At 71.8% G+C, this 18169-nt stretch carries 13 protein-coding genes; 7 read left to right on the top strand and 6 right to left on the bottom strand.

The annotated features are described in order from the left end of the window. The first annotated feature begins 18 nt into the window (after positions 1-18). Positions 19-993: a DUF5605 domain-containing protein gene (locus ACFYWS_RS00725; protein WP_389268003.1), complete on the top strand. Its 975-nt coding sequence runs from the start codon at positions 19-21 to the stop codon at positions 991-993. A gap of 6 nt (positions 994-999) precedes the next feature. Here ACFYWS_RS00725 and ACFYWS_RS00720 read toward each other — a convergent pair whose 3' ends face one another. Then, positions 1000-2499 carry an ABC transporter substrate-binding protein gene (locus tag ACFYWS_RS00720; RefSeq protein WP_389268001.1) on the bottom strand — a complete coding sequence of 500 codons (1500 nt, stop codon included), beginning with the start codon at positions 2497-2499 and terminating at the stop codon, positions 1000-1002. Between the two features lie 116 nt (positions 2500-2615). Between ACFYWS_RS00720 and ACFYWS_RS00715 the strand changes: the two genes are divergently transcribed. Continuing rightward, positions 2616-4616: a hypothetical protein gene (locus ACFYWS_RS00715; protein WP_389267999.1), complete on the top strand. Its 2001-nt coding sequence runs from the start codon at positions 2616-2618 to the stop codon at positions 4614-4616. A 40-nt stretch (positions 4617-4656) separates the two neighbouring features. Here ACFYWS_RS00715 and ACFYWS_RS00710 read toward each other — a convergent pair whose 3' ends face one another. The 3 genes from ACFYWS_RS00710 to ACFYWS_RS00700 are packed head-to-tail and all read right to left on the bottom strand — an operon-like array spanning position 4657 to position 9003. Continuing rightward, the gene (locus tag ACFYWS_RS00710; protein WP_389267997.1) at positions 4657-6306 is read right to left on the bottom strand and encodes an acyltransferase; all 1650 of its coding nucleotides are present in this window, start codon (positions 6304-6306) and stop codon (positions 4657-4659) included. After that, complete coding sequence (locus ACFYWS_RS00705; RefSeq protein WP_389267995.1) at positions 6266-7606, bottom strand: glycoside hydrolase family 28 protein; 1341 nt, start codon at positions 7604-7606, stop codon at positions 6266-6268. The genes ACFYWS_RS00710 and ACFYWS_RS00705 overlap by 41 nt, the downstream gene beginning before the upstream one ends. Further along, positions 7606-9003, bottom strand: coding sequence for a glycoside hydrolase family 28 protein (locus ACFYWS_RS00700; protein WP_389267993.1), 1398 nt, complete (start codon positions 9001-9003; stop codon positions 7606-7608). Before ACFYWS_RS00700 ends, ACFYWS_RS00705 begins: the two co-directional genes overlap by 1 nt. A 104-nt stretch (positions 9004-9107) precedes the next feature. Here ACFYWS_RS00700 and ACFYWS_RS00695 point away from each other — a divergent pair, with 104 nt between their 5' ends. From ACFYWS_RS00695 to ACFYWS_RS00680, 4 genes are all read left to right on the top strand, one after another. Next, the gene (locus ACFYWS_RS00695; protein WP_389267991.1) at positions 9108-9590 is read left to right on the top strand and encodes a hypothetical protein; all 483 of its coding nucleotides are present in this window, start codon (positions 9108-9110) and stop codon (positions 9588-9590) included. A 21-nt stretch (positions 9591-9611) separates the two neighbouring features. Further along, complete coding sequence (locus tag ACFYWS_RS00690; protein ID WP_389267989.1) at positions 9612-9926, top strand: hypothetical protein; 315 nt, start codon at positions 9612-9614, stop codon at positions 9924-9926. A gap of 434 nt (positions 9927-10360) precedes the next feature. Beyond that, positions 10361-13015 carry a family 78 glycoside hydrolase catalytic domain gene (locus ACFYWS_RS00685; protein WP_389267987.1) on the top strand — a complete coding sequence of 885 codons (2655 nt, stop codon included), beginning with the start codon at positions 10361-10363 and terminating at the stop codon, positions 13013-13015. After that, complete coding sequence (locus tag ACFYWS_RS00680; RefSeq protein ID WP_389267985.1) at positions 13012-14532, top strand: alpha-L-fucosidase; 1521 nt, start codon at positions 13012-13014, stop codon at positions 14530-14532. The genes ACFYWS_RS00685 and ACFYWS_RS00680 overlap by 4 nt, the downstream gene beginning before the upstream one ends. A gap of 318 nt (positions 14533-14850) precedes the next feature. On the opposite strand, the gene ACFYWS_RS00675 is transcribed toward ACFYWS_RS00680, so the two are convergent. Both ACFYWS_RS00675 and ACFYWS_RS00670 read right to left on the bottom strand, forming a co-directional pair. Beyond that, positions 14851-16209, bottom strand: a complete 1359-nt coding sequence (locus ACFYWS_RS00675) for an MFS transporter (protein WP_389267983.1) — start codon at positions 16207-16209, stop codon at positions 14851-14853. A gap of 150 nt (positions 16210-16359) precedes the next feature. Beyond that, positions 16360-17025 (bottom strand): TetR/AcrR family transcriptional regulator, encoded by a 666-nt coding sequence (locus ACFYWS_RS00670; RefSeq protein ID WP_389267981.1) that lies wholly within the window; start codon positions 17023-17025, stop codon positions 16360-16362. A gap of 124 nt (positions 17026-17149) precedes the next feature. Here ACFYWS_RS00670 and ACFYWS_RS00665 point away from each other — a divergent pair, with 124 nt between their 5' ends. Continuing rightward, positions 17150-18052, top strand: a complete 903-nt coding sequence (locus tag ACFYWS_RS00665) for a shikimate dehydrogenase (RefSeq protein ID WP_389267979.1) — start codon at positions 17150-17152, stop codon at positions 18050-18052. Positions 18053-18169: the final 117 nt, after the last annotated feature.

Raw genomic sequence — 18169 nt, 5'->3', positions numbered from 1 at the left:
ACTCCCACCTGGAGCGCCATGCACACGAAACCGCGCAGCCCCGCGCCGGTGCACGCCGAAGGCACCCGCTTCCGGCACACCGACGGAACCCCCTACCACCCGCTCACCACCACCGTCCCCCAGGCCGACGACGCCACGGTGCGCGCGCTGACGCTCTCCCCGTTCAACCGAGTCCGCCTCACGCGATCCCGCACACTTCCCCTCGACACACTCGACCGTCAGGTCGCGGCCCTCGCCTCCGTCGGCATCCAGGCGGAAGTGGATGTCGCGGGGCGCGACATCCCGCGGACCGTGGGCCGCCTGGCCCGTCACCCCAACGTGTGGTGGTGCGCCCCGCCCGACCACGAGGCGCAGACGGACATCCGGGAACACGACCCAGGCCACCACCCGCTCACCGTCCACGGCCCGCCCGACACCGACTTCGGCGCCCCCTGGATCACCCACGCCTCCGTGCGCGACCCGCAGACCCGCACCGTCTCCCGCCTCGTCCACGAGCTCGGCAAACCGGTCCTGTTCGACGTGTGCGGCGCCGAGGGCGACGCGCCGGACGACCCCGAACACGCCCTTTCGGGCCAGGAGTTGACGTGTCGCCTCTGGGAGGCGGTGTGCCGCGGCGGCTACGCCACCCATGCCGAGACGTGGGGGCCCACACCATGGAGCGCGTACGGCGGGCGCCTCGCCGGTACGGCCGTGGACCGGCTCGCGTTCCTGCGCGATGTCCTCGACGCGGCGCCCCCCGGCCTGACCCACGCCCCGGAGACGTACGACGCGTCGACGCTGGAGGCGCCGGGGGAGTACCTGCTCCAGTACCTGGGCCCGCACCGCTACCCGCGCCGCCCCTTCACGCTCGCCGAAGGCACCTGGTCGGTCGACGTCGTCGACACCTGGAACATGACGGTGGACCCGCGGCCCGGGACGACAGGCGGCGCCCCGGTCCAGGTGGAGCTGCCGGCGCAGCCGTACCTCGCGATACGGCTGCGCCGGCGGGGCTGACGGGAGTCACCAGTCCTTTCCGGAAGCCGCCTGCGCCTTGATGTACGCGGGGATGTCCACGGTCTCGGCCACCTTCAGCGCGGAGGACACCCGCAGCCCGTCCTTGAGGACGTGCTGCCGGAACACCATGTACATCGGGATGTCCCAGTACTCGGTGTTCTCGTAGTCCTTGACGACGGCGTTGTCACCCCAGAACACGCCGGACGTGTCGACCTTGGCCAGCTCGGGGATCGCCTTGCCGAACGCCGTCTCCACGGCCCCCGAGCGCAGCGCCGGCTTCATGGCGTGCCGGGACAGTTCCACCTGCGCCTCCTGCGACACCAGCCACTTGAGGACCTGGAGGGCCTCGGCCTTCTTCGTCGACTGGGGCGGCAGGAAGGCGGCCATGGCGTTCGGCTGGTAGAGCGCGTTGTCGCCGCTGCCGAGCACCGGCACCGAGGTGACACCCAGCTCGATGTTCTTGGCGAGCTCGCGCCACTCGGCCGCGTCGTCCGGCTCCAGGTACAGGTCGTTGAGGGCGTAGCCGCCGAGCTTGCGCAGGTTGTCGACGGCCATGGCGACGCTGCCGGTCAGCAGGTAGTCGTCGACCGTGGTGAAGATGTTGTGCGGCAGCAGCAGGAAGCGCTCCAGGTTGGCGCCGAGCCGCTGCCAGCCCTCCGACGTGAGGTTCACCTTCACGTCCTCGGGCTTCGGGTTCTCGCTCGAACCCGGCACGAACGGGTACAGGCCCAGCTGGTTGCCCTCCAGGTACTGGTCCGGGTGCTGGAGGTAGCCCTTGTACGCGACGAGGTCCTGCTCGAACGTGAGCTTCTTGGCGAGGCGGAACGCCTCGTCGTAGGTCGTGCCGTTCGTCGGGGGCCGCACCCCCTTCATGTCGAAGATCTTCTTGTTGTAGTAGAGGACGTACTCGTCGATGAACAGCGGCACACCGTACAGTCCGCCGTCCGAGCGGGATTTGACGGTCTCGACCGCGGCCGGGTTGAGCGCGCCCAGGTCGACGCCCGTCGTACGCAGGTCGTCGGTGAGGTCGCGGACCCAGCCGCGCGGCTCCAGATCGCGGTCGATGCGCCGGCGCGGGTCCTCGATGACGATGTCCGGCACGACACCGGCCTTGTCGAGGTCCTCGTAGCGGATCGGGAAGTCCCAGGCGGCCCACTTGAACTTCATGCCGGGGAACGCCGCGCGCAGCTTGTCGCCGATGACCTTCTCGAAGAAGCCCTCGTACTCGAAGGGCTTGTAGTTGGCCATGAAGATGAAGATCTCGTCGTCGCAGACCTCGAACGGCTCGTCGTACTTGTTCGGGATCGTCGTGCAGGTGGCGCCGGTGGCCGACGTCCGCACCGACGTGCGGGCGGTGCTCTTGACGGCCGTGGCCTGCGCCGGGGCCGACGCGGCCAGCGAGAGGCCGGTGAGGGCCGCCGCGCCCACGGCCGCCCCGCTGGTCACGACCTTGCGCCGGCTCGGGCCTGAGGGGTGCTGCTCGGGAGCGTTCGGTGTTGCGCTCATAGAGGCTTCTCCTGTCGAGAACGGTAGGGCACTCCACTGGTATGCCACCTGGATGCCACAATGGTTCCGTCGTCCGTGACGGGGGTCAACACCCGTGCAGGAATGGAGAGTTGAGAATGGTCCGGATATCGGAGAACGGCCGGTTCCTGCGCCTCGACGAGAGGAAGGGAGGTGGGCCCCGCCTCACGCTCGGCACCGTGGGCGCGCCGGACGCCGTCTGCGGCGACCTCGCACTCGACGACCTGTTCGTGGCGTCCTTCGGCAGGCCATGGGCCCCCACAAGGCCGGGCCTGCTGGCGCCCGACGTCACGCGCGACGGCGACACGATCCGCGTGCGCGGCGCCGTCGCCGGACATCGAGATCTCGCCGTCGACCTGCGACTGCGGTTCGACAACGGATTCCTGTACCTGGACGTGGAGTACCGCAACGAGGGCGAAGTCCAGCTCCGGGACGCGGTGTTGGGCATCGCCGTGCCCCTGCCCGCGCGCCGCCCGGAGGCGGTCACCCTGCCGCAGGTGTACTACCGCGGCAACCCCTCGTCCGACCCGGACCGCACCGTGCCCCGCACCACCGGAGCCGAAGGCGCCGGCCTGGTCGTCGAGGACCACCGCCTGCCCGTGCCCTGCGCCCACGCCGAATGGGGAGCGGGCGCGACAGCCTGGTATGCCACCCTCTACGCGGTACGGCCGGGCGACGGATCGCTCGGGGCGCTGCCCGTCGGCCGGGGCGTGACGCTCATCGGGGCGAGCGGCGCCACCCTGTTCGCCGGCCGGCCCGACACGGCGTACGTCCACAAGGGCCGCACCGCCCCGTACGACGGCGGCTACCTCGACCTGCCGCCGGGCGCCGCCCACCGCACCCGCCACGCCCTCGACTGGGGCCGGCCGGTCCGTCGCGGCCACGGATTCCGGTCGATGGTCCACCGCGGCATGGACCTCTACCGGCCGCGCGGCGCACGCCCGTTGAGCCTCGACGCGCTCGTCCGGCTCAAGGAGCGGGCCCTGGACCGCCGCTGGTACGACGCCGAAGGCGCCGCCGGTTACCTCAAGTTCATCGGCCCCGGCCACACGCCCGGCTTCATGTACGGCTGGACAGGCCAGGCCCTCAAACTCGCCTGGTGCGACGCCCGCCTGGGCGTCGACCACGCGGAACGGTGGCGCATCGAACGCGCCCGCCGCGCCGTCGACTTCTACCTCGACGGCAGCGCCGCCCCCCAGGCCCCCGGCCTGCGCCTGAGCTTCTACGCCACCGAGGAGCGCGCCTGGTCGGGCTTCGACCGCGACGACACCGGGCCGTTCGTCTCGGCCCGCGCCTACGGCGACACCCTGTGCGACCTCGCGGACGTGATCGAGGTGTTCCGCGCCCACGGCCACGCCGTCCCGCACCGATGGGTGGCCGCACTCCTCGACGGCGTGCGCACGACCTGCGGCGAGGGCCTACCCCCGTACGGCTGGCTGCTCGACGGGACACCGCTGCCCACGGACGGCTCGGCGGCCGGACTGCCGTGCGTCCTGGCCCTGTTGAAGGCCCACCGTGTCACCGGGGACCGCGAACTGCTGCGCCACGCGGAGCGCCTCACGGACGTCTACCGGCGCCGCAACGCCACCGACTTCGCCACCCCGTTCGCCCACGCCACCCTCGACGCCGCCTGCGAGGACAAGGAGGGCGGCATCGGCTACTTCCTGTGCGCCTACGAACTCCTGCGCCTCACCGGCAAGAAGCGCTGGGCCACCGCCGCACGGGCGGCGGCCGACTGGCTGCTCACCTGGGTCTACCAGTGGGACCCGCCCTTCGAGAACGGATTCCGCACCACCGGCTGGCCCGGCGTCAGCGTCCAGAACCACCACGTCGACGTGTTCTTCCCCGCGTACGAACTCGCCCACCTGGGAGACCTGTTGGACGAGCCGCTCTACCGACACCTCGGCGAGACGACCCTGCACGCGTTCGGCCAGGGCATCTGCACCCGGCCGGGGGAGTGGGGCTTCCAGGGGGTGGGCGAGCAGGCCGAGGCGTTCTTCCCCACCAACTGGCAGGAGCGCGGCACGAGCAACACCTGGAACCCGTCGTGGGTGACGGCCCAGGTGCTGTCGCAGGCCCTGCGGATGCGCCAGGGGTGAGGAACGGCCGTGGCCGAGGCGCCGAACGCGACGCGGCGCCTCAGCCCTGTGCGGCCGGCGACGGCCTGTGTACCCCGCGAGGCCGGTACCCGAGGGCCTCCGACACTCCCAGGTGCTCCGCCAGCAGCCACGTCACGGCAAGCCACATCTCCGTACCCTGAAGCCCGGGTCGGCGATCGGGGCGGCCGCCCGGCTCCAGGGCGAACGAGAAACCGGCGCCGTCGTGCCAGCGGCCGTCCAGGATCCGGTCCAATTGGCCGCGCGCCCAGTCCCGACCCTCGGCGAGCCGGTGGGACGTCTGCCGCGCGCACAGCCACAGCGGATGGATCACGTCCAGGACATCGCACGCCGTCCCGCGGTCCGGGCCGAACCAGGCCGGGTCCTTGCCGTGGGTCAGGACGGTGTCGACGGTGCGCTCCGGGTACGGCAGCGGCAGGCCGAACTGGGCGTACGTGCCGCGGGTCGCCCGGTAGAAGCCGTTCACCGGCTGCCGCAGACCGTCCTCGGCGCGGCGGGCACCCCACATGCCGGACGCCGGATCGGCCCGCGTCAGCAGCCAGCCGAACAGGGTGTCCGTCAGAGGGGAAGGTGCCGAGGAGAAGTGCAGCGCCGTGCCCACGCCGTCGACCCAGTGGCCACTGCGCCACGCCTCGGTGCGCCAGGGCAGCGCGTCCAGGCGGCGCACCAGCTCGTCGGGCGCCAGCTCCGTCACGGCGCGTACCGGGTGCGGGAAGTGGGAGCCGAGCAGGTCGAGCGCGTAGCCGACGGAGAGGATGTGGTACATCGCGTCGGGATCGGACCAGGAGGCGGTCGCGCGGCCGGTCTCCGGGACCAGACCCGTGGCGGAGTCCTGCGATGCAGCGAGGCGGGCGGCCAGTTCGGGGCCGCTCTCGCCCGGCGGCGGGCCGTCCAGGAGCAGCGCCGCGATCTCCACGGCGTCGCACACCGCCCGCACCGTCGGCGCGGCGCCCGGCCGGTCCCTCCAGACCCCGGTGTCGTCGCGGCAGCGTTCGAGGAGCGTCGGCGCCTGCTCCCGCGCCCGCCGCCCGAACCGTTCGAGACGGGCGTCGAGACTGCTCGCCCGGCGCGGCTCCGCACCCGTCTCCCGTCGGTCCCGCAGGCGCCGCGCCGGGTTCCCCGCGGCCACCGACCACGCCGGCAGGTCCTTGGTGACGACCGCGCCCGCCCCGATCACGCAGTGATCGCCGATGGTGACACCGTCCACCACGACCACGTGCGAACCGATCCACACATCGTCGCCGACCGTGATGCCCCGCGACGTCAACGGCTGGCGGTGCACGGGTGTGTCCGGCGCGAAACCGTGGTTGAAGCCGAGCAGCGAGGTGTGCGCGCCCACTCGTACCCCGTCGCCGCAGGTCACCCTGCCGCGCACGGTCGCGTACGGATTCACGGTGCAGTTGTCGCCCATCCGCACCTCGTCCGTGACGACGGCGTGGCCGCCGATGTAGGAACGGTCGCCCAGGTGCAGCGCATCGGCATGGACCGCCGCCCACGACGACACGAACACCCGCTCCCCGAACGAGGCGTCCCCGACCCGCTCCAACAGTTCTTTCTGGTAGGCGAGTTGGCGGGCCTGCTGCGCCGCGTCGCTGCTGCTCCAGAACTCCCAGGGGCAGTGGTCGAACCGTTCAGGCCGAGTCGTTCGTGGCTGCGTCGTTTCGGAATCCACCGCTCACCCCTTCCCGTACGAGGCCTTCGACATGCTCGACCCGGTCGGCCTCGCCCAGCACGCCGAACGTGACCTCGGACAGGCGGAGTTCGCGGATCGGCGCGTGGGCGTAGCCGCGGGCGAGGACGGCGCGGCGGGCGCGGGCCACCGTGGTGTCGCTGACGCTGATGTCCCGCACCCGCGGCGGGTGGTCGCCCGTGTCACCCTCGCCCCGGTGGAAGTCGCAGGTCACGAACTCCTTGGTGAGGTTCGTGACGGTCAGATCGGTGAGGTGCACGTTCTCCGCGAAGCCGCCGCGCACCGAGTTCGTCTTGATGTAGAGACCGAAGTACAGCCCGGGCCCGCCGATGCGGCAGCGCCGGACGTAGACATTGCGGATGCCTCCGGTCATGTCGCTGCCCAGCGTGACGGCGCCGTAGCGGTGTCGCAGCACGCAGTCCTCGATGACGATGTTCTCGCTGGGCGTCGCGACCCGCCGCCCGTCCGCCTCCCGCCCCGACTTGATCGCGATGCAGTCGTCGCCCGCCGTGATGTCGCAGCGGCGGATGACGACATCGCGGCAGCACTCGGGATCGATGCCGTCGTTGTTGGGGCCGATGCTGTCGATGGTGACATCCTGGATCAGGACGTTGGTGCACAGCACCGGGTGGATCTCCCACATGGGGGAGCGGACGATGGTGACACCCTCGACGAGCACCCCGTGACAGCTCTGGAACTCCAGAAAGTTCGGGCGGAAACGGTGGCCGTCCGCGTAGACGCGGGACTCGACCGGGTCACCGTCCTCCGCCTGGCGCCACAGCGCGGGCCAGTCCTCCTCCTGATGGCGGATCCCGGGCCGCCACCCGAACTCCTCCTGTCCCGACCAGGGCCACCAGTGCGCGTCGTCGGCCTGCCCGTCGAGGACGCCGCGCCCGGTGACCGCGACGTTCCGCTCGCCCTGCGCGTACACCAGCGGCGAGTAGCCGAAGCACTCCACGCCCTGGAAGCGGGTGAGCACCGGGGGCAGATACGCGGCCGGGTCCCGGTGGAAGCGCAGCGTGGCGCCCTCCTCCAGGTGCAGCTCGACATGGCTGCGCAGCCGGACAGGGCCGGTGAGATACGTGCCCGGCGGTACGGTCACCCGGCCGCCGCCCGCGGTGTGGCAGGCGGCGATCGCCCGGCGCAGCGCCGTGGAGCAGTCGGTGGCGCCGTCGCCCACCGCGCCGTACCGAGTGACAGGGAAGTCACGGTCGGGGAAGCGGATCCGGGGCACCCGCGCCACGATCGCGTCCGCCTCCCGCCAGGGGCGCTTGGTGTCCATCAGGCCGTCGCCTCCTGGCCGTTGATGGTGACTCGTTCGAGGACGAGGCCCTCGACGTCACGCAGTTCGTTGGGTCCTGTCATGCCGTCGAAGGCGCAGTCCACGAGGCGTACGTCGCGGATCGGGTTGCCGGGGTTGCCGAACAGGGTCCAGGCGCGCGGTCCGCTCGCGGCGGTCAGACGGCGTATCTCGATGCCGCGTACGTCGGGGAAGTACGGTCCGGTGTCGATGTTCTCGTAGTTGAGCGCCACCTCGATGACGACGTCGCCGACCTGTCCCACCTCGATGTCCGTGCACAGCACGTCGCGGACGTAACCGCCGCGCACAGGGCTCGACTTGACGCGGATCGCGCGGTCCAGGTCCGGGCTGGACATGCGGCAGTCGCGGGCCACGATGTCGGCGACCCCGCCGGTCGTCTCGCTGCCGATGGTGACGCCGCCGTGCCCGTCGCGCATCTGGCAGCCTTCGACGAGGGCGTGTTCCATGGGTACGTTCACCCTGCGCCCGTCGGCGTTCTTGCCGGCCTTGAACGCGACGCAGTCGTCACCGGTGTCGAAGACGCAGTCCTTGATGTGGACGTAGGAGCAGGACTCGGGATCGACGCCGTCGTTGTTGGGGCCGTTCGGGCTGTCGACGGTGACACCGCGCACGGTGACGTTCTTGCACAGCACCGGATGGATGTTCCACATCGGCGAGTTGCGGACCGTGACACCCTCGACGAGCACGTCACGGCATCGGTAGAACTGGATCAGATTGGGCCGCAGATGGTGGCCCTCGCCGAACACCCGCTCCTCGACCGGCACCCCGGCCTCCGCCCACGCGAGCAGCCGCTGCTTATCCGGCGACTCGGGCGACGGCCCGCCGTCCACGCCCTTCGTCCAGTCCCACCAGTGCGTCGCGTCGGCCTGCCCCTCCAGGACCCCGGCGCCCGTCACGGCGATGGTCCGGCAGCCGTACGCGTACACGAACGGCGAGTAGTTCACACACTCGGTGCCCTCGTACCGGGTGTACACGGCGGGCAGATACGCGGCCGGGTCCTGACGGAAGCGCAGCGTGGCGCCCTGCTCCAGGTGCAGGTCGATCCGGTCGCGCAGATGCACCGCGCCGGTCAGCCAGTCGCCGGCCGGGACCACGACGCGCCCGCCGCCCGCCGCGGCGCACGCCTCGATGGCGTCGCGGATCGCGGCGGTGCAGTCGTGCACGCCGTCGCCGACCGCGCCGTGATCGGTGACGGACACCGTGCGGCGCGGGAACCGCGGGACGCGGATCCCCGCGAGGATCCGCTCCGCGCGCCGGTCCGCCGCCGAGGACTGTGCTCGGGCGACGCCGGGGGAGAGCAGCAGCGCGGCGCCCGCGCCCGCCGCGGCGAGGAAGGTTCTGCGGCCGGGGGCGCTCACCAGGACCACTCCTCGCCCGGGACGTACAGGGTGTGCTCGCGCAGCGGCGCGTGCGGCTCGATGGTGCGGGCGGTGTACATGGGGTGGGTCCTGCCTTCCGGTCGATGCCGATGATGTCGTCGCCGCGCCGGCGCACGCGGTACGCGCGTCCGGCCGCGGTCTCCTCGGTGACCCGCTCGGGCAGCGGGAATGTGACGGTGGCGCGCTCGCCGGCGCGTGGCGCGGCCAGGCGCAGCATGCGGTCCGGCGCCCACAGGCCCGGCTCACCGCCGTGCGCGGTGCGCCTGGAGTGCTCGACGCGCACCTGCGCGTACCCGGCCCAGTCGGGCACCCGTATCCGCAACTCCGCGCGGTCGGCGCGCACATGGAGGTCCACGCGGCCCTCGTGCGGCAGATGGGGCGTCCAGCCGTACGCCGTGTACTTGGCGATCCCGTCGAGCGTGCCGAGACGAGTGTGGAAGTGGCCGCTGCGGTGGGCGAGCGCCGCGTTGAACGAGCCGTCCTCGCCGAACACCCCGCTGTACTCGCTGATCAGGCGGACGAACCAGCCGCACGGCTCCAACGCCTGCGTGTTGCCGGTCAGTTGATACCGGCGCAGCAGCGGCATGATGAGGTGCCCGCAGAACGACGCCGGGTCCGGCGCCAGACGCAGCTGCGCCGCGACCTGCCGGTCGGCCACCGCGGCGACCTCCGGATCCCCGCTCTCCTGGTACGAGGTGGTGAGCGCGAGCAGCGTGGCCCGCTGGTCGATCAGTCCGGCCGTCGCCTCCCAGCGGCCGCGCGGATGGGTGCGCCGCCAGGTCAGGCCGTCCGGGCCGAGCAGGTCGATGAGCGTCTTCTTGTACGCCTTCTCGGTCGGCGCCCACCAGTCCGCGCCGGTCGTCCGGCGGGCCGACACGCAGGCGTCCGTGAGCCGGCCATGAATCGATCCGTAGTCCCAGTCGCCGTGCCGCGGTTCGGCCGGGTCGGCGAGCAGGTCGGCCATGAAGAAGAGGATGCCGTCGAGATCGGGGTCGGCCGGCTGCACAGCGGCGTTCATGGCGAGTTCGGCGCGTTCTTCCAGGAGCAGAGTTGCTGGTATGCCAGTCATCTGTGTCTCGCCGTCTCGGAGGCGAAGGGGCGGTGCTCGGGGCGAACGCCAAGAACGCTAAGCGTGGCCGGTCAGGAGCGTCAAGAGGTCAGAAAGCGCAGGACAAAGCCAAGTGGTCGTCAGGCGCGGGGTGTTGACGCCCCGTGGCGGCGCGCTTACCGTTCCGGAAATCCGCCGATGAAGAGTGGCATGCCACCCGAGGGCGGCTGGGACTCAAGGGGGAGACCTGATGCGCACGGCCGTACCGACGCAGGTGGAGGCCGCACCATGACCCGACGACCGCCCCACACCCTGCGCACCGCCCACCTCGCCGAACCGCTCGGCCTCGACGAGCAACACCCGGACCACGCCTGGCAATTGGGGCAGGGTCGACAATCGGCCTACCAGGTGCAGGCCGCCACCACGGCCGCCCTGCTCGCCGACGGCGCCTGCGACCTGTGGGACAGCGGACGCGTCGCAAGCGGCGCCCACACCGGCGTCCGCTACGACGGCAAGGCGCCCGGAGCCCGGCAGCGCGTGTGGTGGCGGGTGCGCGTGTGGGACCACCGCGTGCGGAGCGGCGAGGACACCCCGACCGCCTGGAGCGCGCCCGCCACCTGGGAGACCGGCCTCCCCACGCCGCACGACTGGGCCGGCGCCGAGTGGATCACCGCACCTGACCCGCGCCCCGGCGACCCGCTGCCCCTCCTCGCCCGCGACCTCACCCTCCCCGCCGCCCCGGCACGAGCCCGCCTCTACGCCACCGCACTCGGCGTCTACGACGCGTACGTCAACGGCGCACCGGCCGGCCGCGCCCGCCTCGAACCCGGCTGCACCGCCTTCGACACACGCCTGCTCTACGCCACGTACGACGTCACCGACGCCCTGCGCCCCGGCGCCAACACCATCGGCATCGCCCTCGGCAACGGCATCGCGCGCGTCCTCGACACCGACGGCCGCTACACCAAACTGCGCGCCGACCACGGCAGCCCCCGCGCCCTGGCCCTCCTGTACGTCGAGTACGCGGACGGCACCTCCACCACCGTGGTCACCGACCCGGCCTGGCACACCCACCCCGGACCGGTCACCGTGTCGGCGTGGTTCGGCGGCGAGGAGCACGACGCCCGCCTCGAACCCGCCGACTGGCACCGCCCCGGCGCCGACCGTGACGGCTGGCGGCCCGCAGCGCCCGCGCCCCTGCCCACCGGCGTCGCCCTGACAGCGCGCGCCCATCCGCCGGTCGAGGTCGTCGACACCCTCACGCCCGTCGCCCTCAGCGAACCCCGGCCCGGCGTGCACGTCTTCGACCTCGGCACGAACATCGCGGGCCGGCCGCGTCTCGACGTGACAGGACCCGCGGGCACCTCCGTGGTGATCCGGCCTGCCGAACTCCTCGCACCGGACGGCACCGTGAACCAGCGGTTCACCGGAACACCCTGCTTCGACCGCTACACCCTGCGCGGCGACCCCGACGGCGAACGCTGGCAACCCGCGACCGTCTACCATGGCTTTCGATGGCTCCAGGTCGAAGGCCTGCCCGCGCCGCCCACGCAGGACACGGTGCGCGGTGAGGTGATGCGCGCCGCCAACACACCAGCGGGCGGCTTCCGTTGCTCGTCCGATCTGTTCAACGGCATCCACCGGCTGGTCGACCGCGCCGTCCAGAGCAACATGTACAGCCTGCTCACCGACTGCCCGCACCGCGAGAAACTCGGCTGGCTCGAACAGGTCCACCTCGTCTTCCCCGCCGTCGCCCACGGCTACGACGTCGCCGCGCACTACCGCAAGCTGGTGCGCGACATGGCCGACGCACAGACCGAAACCGGCCTCGTCCCTGACATCGCCCCCGAGTACACCGTCTTCGAGGACAAGTTCCGCGACGACCCCAACTGGGGTGGCGCCATCGTCCTCGCGCCATGGTGGCTGCACCGCACATACGGCGACACCAGCACGCCGCGCGCCCACTACCGGAACATGCTGCGCTACCTCGACCATCTGCGCTCCCGCTCGCCCGACGGGCTGATCCTCGAACACGGGCTCGGTGACTGGATGGCCTTCGACACCTCCACCCCGAAGGCCGTCACCGCGACCTTCGCCCACCAGCGGATCGCCGCCGCCCTCGGCGACATCGCCGAGGCCATCGGCGAACACCGTGACGCCGCCGCCCACCGCCGCCTCGCGGACGACATCGCCCACGCCTTCCACCTGCGGTTCCACGACGCCCGCCGGCACACCTACGGCAGCGGCAGCCAGGCCTGCGACGCCCTCGCCCTCGCGGCGGGAGCCGTACCTCCGGAGGAGACGAAGGGCGTCCTCGACCACCTCGTCGCGGGCGTCCGCGCCGCGGGCGACCATGTCACCGTCGGCGAGATCGCGCTCCCCTCGCTGCTGCGGGTCCTGTCCGACCACGGTCGCGACGACGTCGTGCATGACCTCCTCAGCCGCACGGACAACCCCAGTTACGGCTACCAACTCGCCCACGGAGCAACCGCGTTGACCGAGCGCTGGGACGGACCGACCCGAGGCTCCTCGCAGAACCACTACATGCTCGGCGCGGCCACCGAGTGGCTGATCGGCTCGCTCGCAGGCCTGCGGCAGGCCCCGCACTCGGTCGCGTACGAGGACATCGTGGTGCGGCCCGCACCGGTCGGCGACCTCACCTGGGCGAGTGCCTGGTACGACACGCCGCGCGGCCGGGCGTCCGTGGCCTGGCACCGGAGCGCGGACGCCTTCCGCCTCACGGCCACACTGCCGCCCGGGACCGACACCCGCGTGGAGCTTCCCCTGCCGGACGGCAGCCGTGACGTACGCCAAGTGTCGCCCGGCAGCCACGAGTTCACGGTGCCCATGACCTCTCGGCAGCGTCTCCTGCGGCCCGCGCCCGCTGAACCGCCACCAACTACGCCCCCGAAAGCGCCCGCACCAGGAGAGGCCACCGCATGAGCAGCGTCGAAGAACTCCGCTCCACACCCGCGGCGACCGGCCGGGCGCCCTACACCCCCGACTGGGCGTCCCTGCGCCGGCACCGCGTCCCCGACTGGTTCCGCGACGCCAAACTCGGCATCTGGTCCCACTGGGGCCCGCAGTGTGTCGCCCGCCGAGGCGACTGGTACGCGCGCCACCTCTACGGCCCGTACGCCGGAACCGAGGACTTCGAACGGGAGCGCACCGACCGCCAGACCACCCACCACCGCGCCACCTACGGACACCCGTCGCGCTTCGGCCACAAGGACCTGTGCCACCAGTGGCGCGCCGAACGCTTCGACCCCGACGCCCTGATGGACCGCTTCCGCCGCGCGGGCGCCCGCTACTTCGTCTCCCTCGCCGCGCACTGCGACAACTTCGATCTGTGGGACTCCGGCCACCAGCCGTGGAACTCCGTCAACGTCGGCCCGCGCACCGACATCGTCGCCCGCTGGGCCACCGCCGCCCGCGCCGCCGACCTGCACTTCGGCATCTCCATGCACGCCGGGTCCTGGACCTGGCGCTGGCTCGACGCCGCCTACGGCGAGGACACGGACGGCCCCTACGACGGGCACCTCACGGCCGCCGACGGCCGCGGCACCTGGTGGGAAGGGCTCGACCCGCGCGCCCTGTACGGGCCGCCCCGAGTGCCCGGCGACGTACCCACCGCCGCGTTCGTCGACGACTTCTACGCCCGGCTGCGCGACGTCACCGAACGCCACGACGCGGAACTCGTCTACCTCGACGACTCACGGATGCCCTTCGACGAGGGCAGCGTCTGCGTCGCCGAAGGACCGAGCCGCCGCCGCGGCCTGGAATTCCTGGCCGACTACTACAACCGGACACCGGACGGCGCGGTCAGCATCAAGACCATCGCCGACGAGGACCGCGGAGCCGTCCTCCTCGACGTCGAACGCCACCAGCTCAGCGACATCGACCCGCACCCCTGGCAGTACGACACCAGCATCGGCGACTGGTTCCACAGTGTTGGCGAGCAGTACAAGTCCGCCCAGGAGCTCGTCCATCTGCTCGTCGACACCGTCAGCAAGAACGGCTGCCTGCTCCTCAACGTGCCGCAGCTGCCCGACGGCACCCTCGACGACGAGGTCAGCAGCGTCCTCGACTCCCTCGGTGCCTGGATGCGGGTCTGTGGCGAGGCCCTCTACGGCACCCGCCCCTGGACCGTGCACGGCGAGGGCCCCACGAACGTGCGCGGCGCCAAGGCCCGCGAGAGCCGCCTCGCGTACACCCCGCAGGACCTCCGCTTCACCCGCACCCCCGACGAAGAGGTCGTCTACGCGTTCGTCATGTCCTGGCCCGACGACCGCAGGATCCGCGTCCACAGCCTCGCCGGCTCCGCCCCGCCCCGAGATGTCACCCTGCTCGGCTCGCCGGAGCGGCCCACCTGGACGGCGGGACCCGAAGGACTCGACATACGCCTTCCCGACCGGCCGCCGACCCCGTACGTCCAGGTCCTCCGCCTCGCCTGGACCTGAACTGGCGCACCGAGACCGACGAGCCCGACTGGACCCAACACGCCCACCAGGTACGGGTGATGGGCGAGGGGGGAGGTGCCATCGTGGACTCCGTCCTCGTGGACTGGCTGGGCCCCGCGCTCGCCTCCCGACGAGCCGGCCGCCGCCCACCACGCCCTGGCCGCGCGGCCCAACACGGCGACGTGCGTGGACGCGTTGGGCCCGACGCGCGTGATGTTCGGCAGGGACTGGCCCGTGTCCACCCTCACCGCGGCCACCGGCTCTGAGCGGACCCGCGGACGAGTGGCGCCCGGCCGAAAGGACCGGGCGCCGCGGTTCTCAGATGGCCGCCTTGCTCACGTCGCCGACGGAAGCGGGCGCCGCGTCCCGCTCGCCCAGCTGCTCGGTCGGCACCTTCGCCGTCTCGCGGGCCGTGAGCGCCGCCACCACCGGCAGCACGCACAGCGCAGCCGTGAACAGAGCCACCGCGACCCAGTTGTCGCCGTCAGGGCCCGCGATCTGCGCCGCGAACGTCACCGCGAAACCGGAGATGGCGAAGCCGATCTGGGTGCCGATCGCCATTCCCGAGAGGCGTACGCGGGTGGGGAACATCTCGCCGTAGAAGGCCGGCCACACGGCGTTGGCCGCGCTGTAGACGACGCCGAACGCCAGGATGCCGAGCACGAACGTCAGCGCGTACGAGCCCGTGGAGATCGCCCACAGGTAGCCGAACATCAGCAGCGCGCTGCCCGCGGCGCCCGTCAGGAAGACGGGGCGGCGGCCGATGCGGTCGGCGAGGTGCGCCCACAGCGGGATCGCGGCGAGCGCCACGAGGTTGGCGAGTGCGCCGACCCACAGCATCGCGGAGCGGTCCATGCCGACCGCGTCGCTCGTCGCGTACGACAGGGCCCACACCGTGAAGATCGTGCTCACGGAGGCGACCAGCGCGCCCCCGATCACGCGCAGCACGTCCACCCAGTGGTCGCGGAAGAGCACCGCGAGCGGCATCTTGGCGACCTCGCCGGACTCGGCCTTGCGGGCGAACTCGGGCGTCTCGTCCAGCGAGCGCCGGATGACGTAGCCGGCGACGGCGACGCCGAGGCTCAGCCAGAACGGGATGCGCCAGCCCCAGGACAGGAGCTGGTCCTCGGGGAGCGCCGCGATCGGCAGGAAGACGAGCGTGGCCAGGAGCTGCCCGGCCTGCGTCCCGTTGAGCGTGAAACTGGTGAAGTACGCGCGCCGGTCCGCCGGAGCGTGTTCCAGGGTCATCGAACCGGCGCTCGACTGCTCACCGGCGGCCGAGATGCCCTGCATGATGCGGCAGAGCACGAGCAGCAACGGCGCGAATCCGCCGACCTGGTCGCGGGTGGGAAGACAGCCGATCAGGAACGTCGACAGGCCCATCAGGACCACCGTGAACACCATGATCTTGCGGCGGCCCAGGCGGTCGCCGATGTGGCCGAGGAAGAACGCGCCGACGGGCCGCGCGGCGTACGCGACGCCGAACGTGGCGAGCGAGAGCAGGGTGGCGTCGGCCGGATCCGACTCGTCGAAGAAGACCTTCGGGAAGACGAGTGCGGCGGCGCTGCCGTAGATGAAGAAGTCGTAGTACTCGAGGGCGCTGCCGCTCCAGGCGGCGAATGCCGCCTTGCGGGGCTGGCCCTGTGGTGCGCGCGGTGATGCTGCGGGGACGGACACGCGGGCTCCTTGCGGGCTGGGCGGATCAACCCGGCGGACCTGGATCGGCCGGATTAATTAACCCACTGGATAGTTAGTAGCTGATGGCCAGCGATGTTGCGCCCGTGTTTCCCGCCTGTCAAGAGGTTGCGACGAGGACGTACGGGCCGGTCAGCGCTCGCCGCCGGCCGTCGTCAGGTACGCGATCACCATGTCGCCCAGCATCGTGCGGTAGTGCTCGCGGCGGTCCTGCGCCGTCAGATCGCGGCCGAACAGGGCGCCGAACGTATGCCGGTTGGAGACCCGGAAGAAGCAGAACGAGCTGATCATCGCGTGCAGATCCACCGCGTCCACATTCGCCGTGAAGACGCCCTCGGCCCGGCCCGCCTCCAGGATCCGGCCGATCACGTCGATCGCGGGCGAGTTGAGCGAGCCGATCGTCTCCGACGCTGTGATGTGCTCGGCGTCGTGGATGTTCTCGATGCTCACCAGTCGGATGAAGTCCGGATGCTGCTCGTGGTGGTCGAAGGTCAGCTCGGCGAGCCGGCGGATCGCGGCGACCGGGTCGAGCCCCTCGACGTCGGCGTCCTGTTCGGCCTCGCGGATCACCGCGTAGCTGCGCTCCAGGACGGCCGTGAACAGTTGCTCCTTGCCGCCGAAGTAGTAGTAGATCATCCGCTTCGTGGTGCGGGTGCGGGCCGCGATCTCGTCGACGCGGGCACCCGTGTACCCGGCGCGGGCGAACTCCTCGGTGGCGACCTTGAGGATCTCGGCCTTGGTGCGGGCCGCGTCGCGGATGCGCCCCTGGCGGCGGGCCGGCTCTTCGACAGTGGTCATCCGGCGATTGTAGGAGCCGCGCCGGGCCCGGTTCCGGTCAGTCCCTTCCCAGGAGGGCGTCGGTCTTGATATGAGTAACGAACCAGTTCGTACATTAAGCGTGACGCTCGGCCAGGAGGACCCCGTGCCCAAGGACTCATATCTCGTCGGTCTGATCGGCGAGGGCATCGGCCCCTCGCTCTCCCCGGCACTGCACGAGCGGGAGGCCGACCGGCAGGGCCTGCGGTATCTGTACCGGCGCCTCGACATCGGCGACCTCGGCGTACGGCCCGAGAACGTCGGGGAGCTGCTGCGGGCCGCCCGCACCGTCGGGTTCGACGGCCTGAACATCACGCACCCCTGCAAGCAGCTCGCCATCGAGCACCTCGACGAATTGTCGCCGCAGGCCGCCGCGCTCGGCGCGGTCAACACCGTGGTCTTCGACGGCGGCCGCGCCATCGGCCACAACACCGACGTGACCGGGTTCGCCGCCTCCTTCGCCCGGGGACTGCCCGAGGCCCGCATGGAGCGCGTCGTCCAGCTCGGCGCCGGGGGAGCGGGCGCCGCCGTCGCGCATGCCGTGCTCACCCTGGGCGCCGGCCGCATCGTGCTCGTCGACGCACTGCCGGAGCGGGCCGCCGCCCTCGCCGCATCCCTCAACCGGCACTTCGGCGAGGGCCGCGCGGTACCCGCCACGCCGGACGCGCTCGCCGCACACGTCGCCGAGGCCGACGGCATCGTGCACGCCACCCCCACCGGCATGGCCGCCCACCCAGGCCTCCCGCTCCCCGCCGCACTGCTGCACCCCGGCCTGTGGATCGCCGAGGTCGTCTACCGGCCGCTGGACACCGAGCTCGTACGCACCGCACGCGGCCTCGGCTGCGCCGTCCTCGACGGCGGCGGCATGGCCGTCTTCCAGGCCGCCGACGCGTTCCGCCTCTTCACCGGGCGCGAGCCGGACACCACCCGGATGCTCACCCACTTCGCCGAACTGGCGGGGACGGAGGGGGCGCTGCGAGCAGCCACATCAAGCCCCAGCGCCGATTGAGCAGATTGAGCCCCGCCTCTGGACGAGAGCCAGCGGGGTACGGGGCAGAGCCCCGATCTTTTCAACCCCCGCTGCCGCCCGCCCCGCCCCGCCGACCCGCCCCTCCGGAAGGAGCCC

Origin of the sequence: Streptomyces sp. NPDC002795 (genome assembly GCF_042888725.1) — a bacterium.
In the GTDB taxonomy this organism is placed as follows: Bacteria; Actinomycetota; Actinomycetes; order Streptomycetales; family Streptomycetaceae; genus Streptomyces.
Note: the sequence above shows the minus strand (reverse complement) of the source record. Positions and strands in the feature narration are given on the sequence as shown.

Coding starts and splice junctions, on each gene's coding strand:
- ACFYWS_RS00695 (WP_389267991.1), top strand. CDS start 9,108: ATGCCGATGATGTCGTCGCCGCGCCGGCGCACGCGGTACGCGCGTCCG.
- ACFYWS_RS00670 (WP_389267981.1), bottom strand. CDS start 17,025: ATGACCACTGTCGAAGAGCCGGCCCGCCGCCAGGGGCGCATCCGCGAC.
- ACFYWS_RS00725 (WP_389268003.1), top strand. CDS start 19: ATGCACACGAAACCGCGCAGCCCCGCGCCGGTGCACGCCGAAGGCACC.
- ACFYWS_RS00720 (WP_389268001.1), bottom strand. CDS start 2,499: ATGAGCGCAACACCGAACGCTCCCGAGCAGCACCCCTCAGGCCCGAGC.
- ACFYWS_RS00690 (WP_389267989.1), top strand. CDS start 9,612: ATGAGGTGCCCGCAGAACGACGCCGGGTCCGGCGCCAGACGCAGCTGC.
- ACFYWS_RS00685 (WP_389267987.1), top strand. CDS start 10,361: ATGACCCGACGACCGCCCCACACCCTGCGCACCGCCCACCTCGCCGAA.
- ACFYWS_RS00715 (WP_389267999.1), top strand. CDS start 2,616: ATGGTCCGGATATCGGAGAACGGCCGGTTCCTGCGCCTCGACGAGAGG.
- ACFYWS_RS00680 (WP_389267985.1), top strand. CDS start 13,012: ATGAGCAGCGTCGAAGAACTCCGCTCCACACCCGCGGCGACCGGCCGG.
- ACFYWS_RS00705 (WP_389267995.1), bottom strand. CDS start 7,606: ATGGACACCAAGCGCCCCTGGCGGGAGGCGGACGCGATCGTGGCGCGG.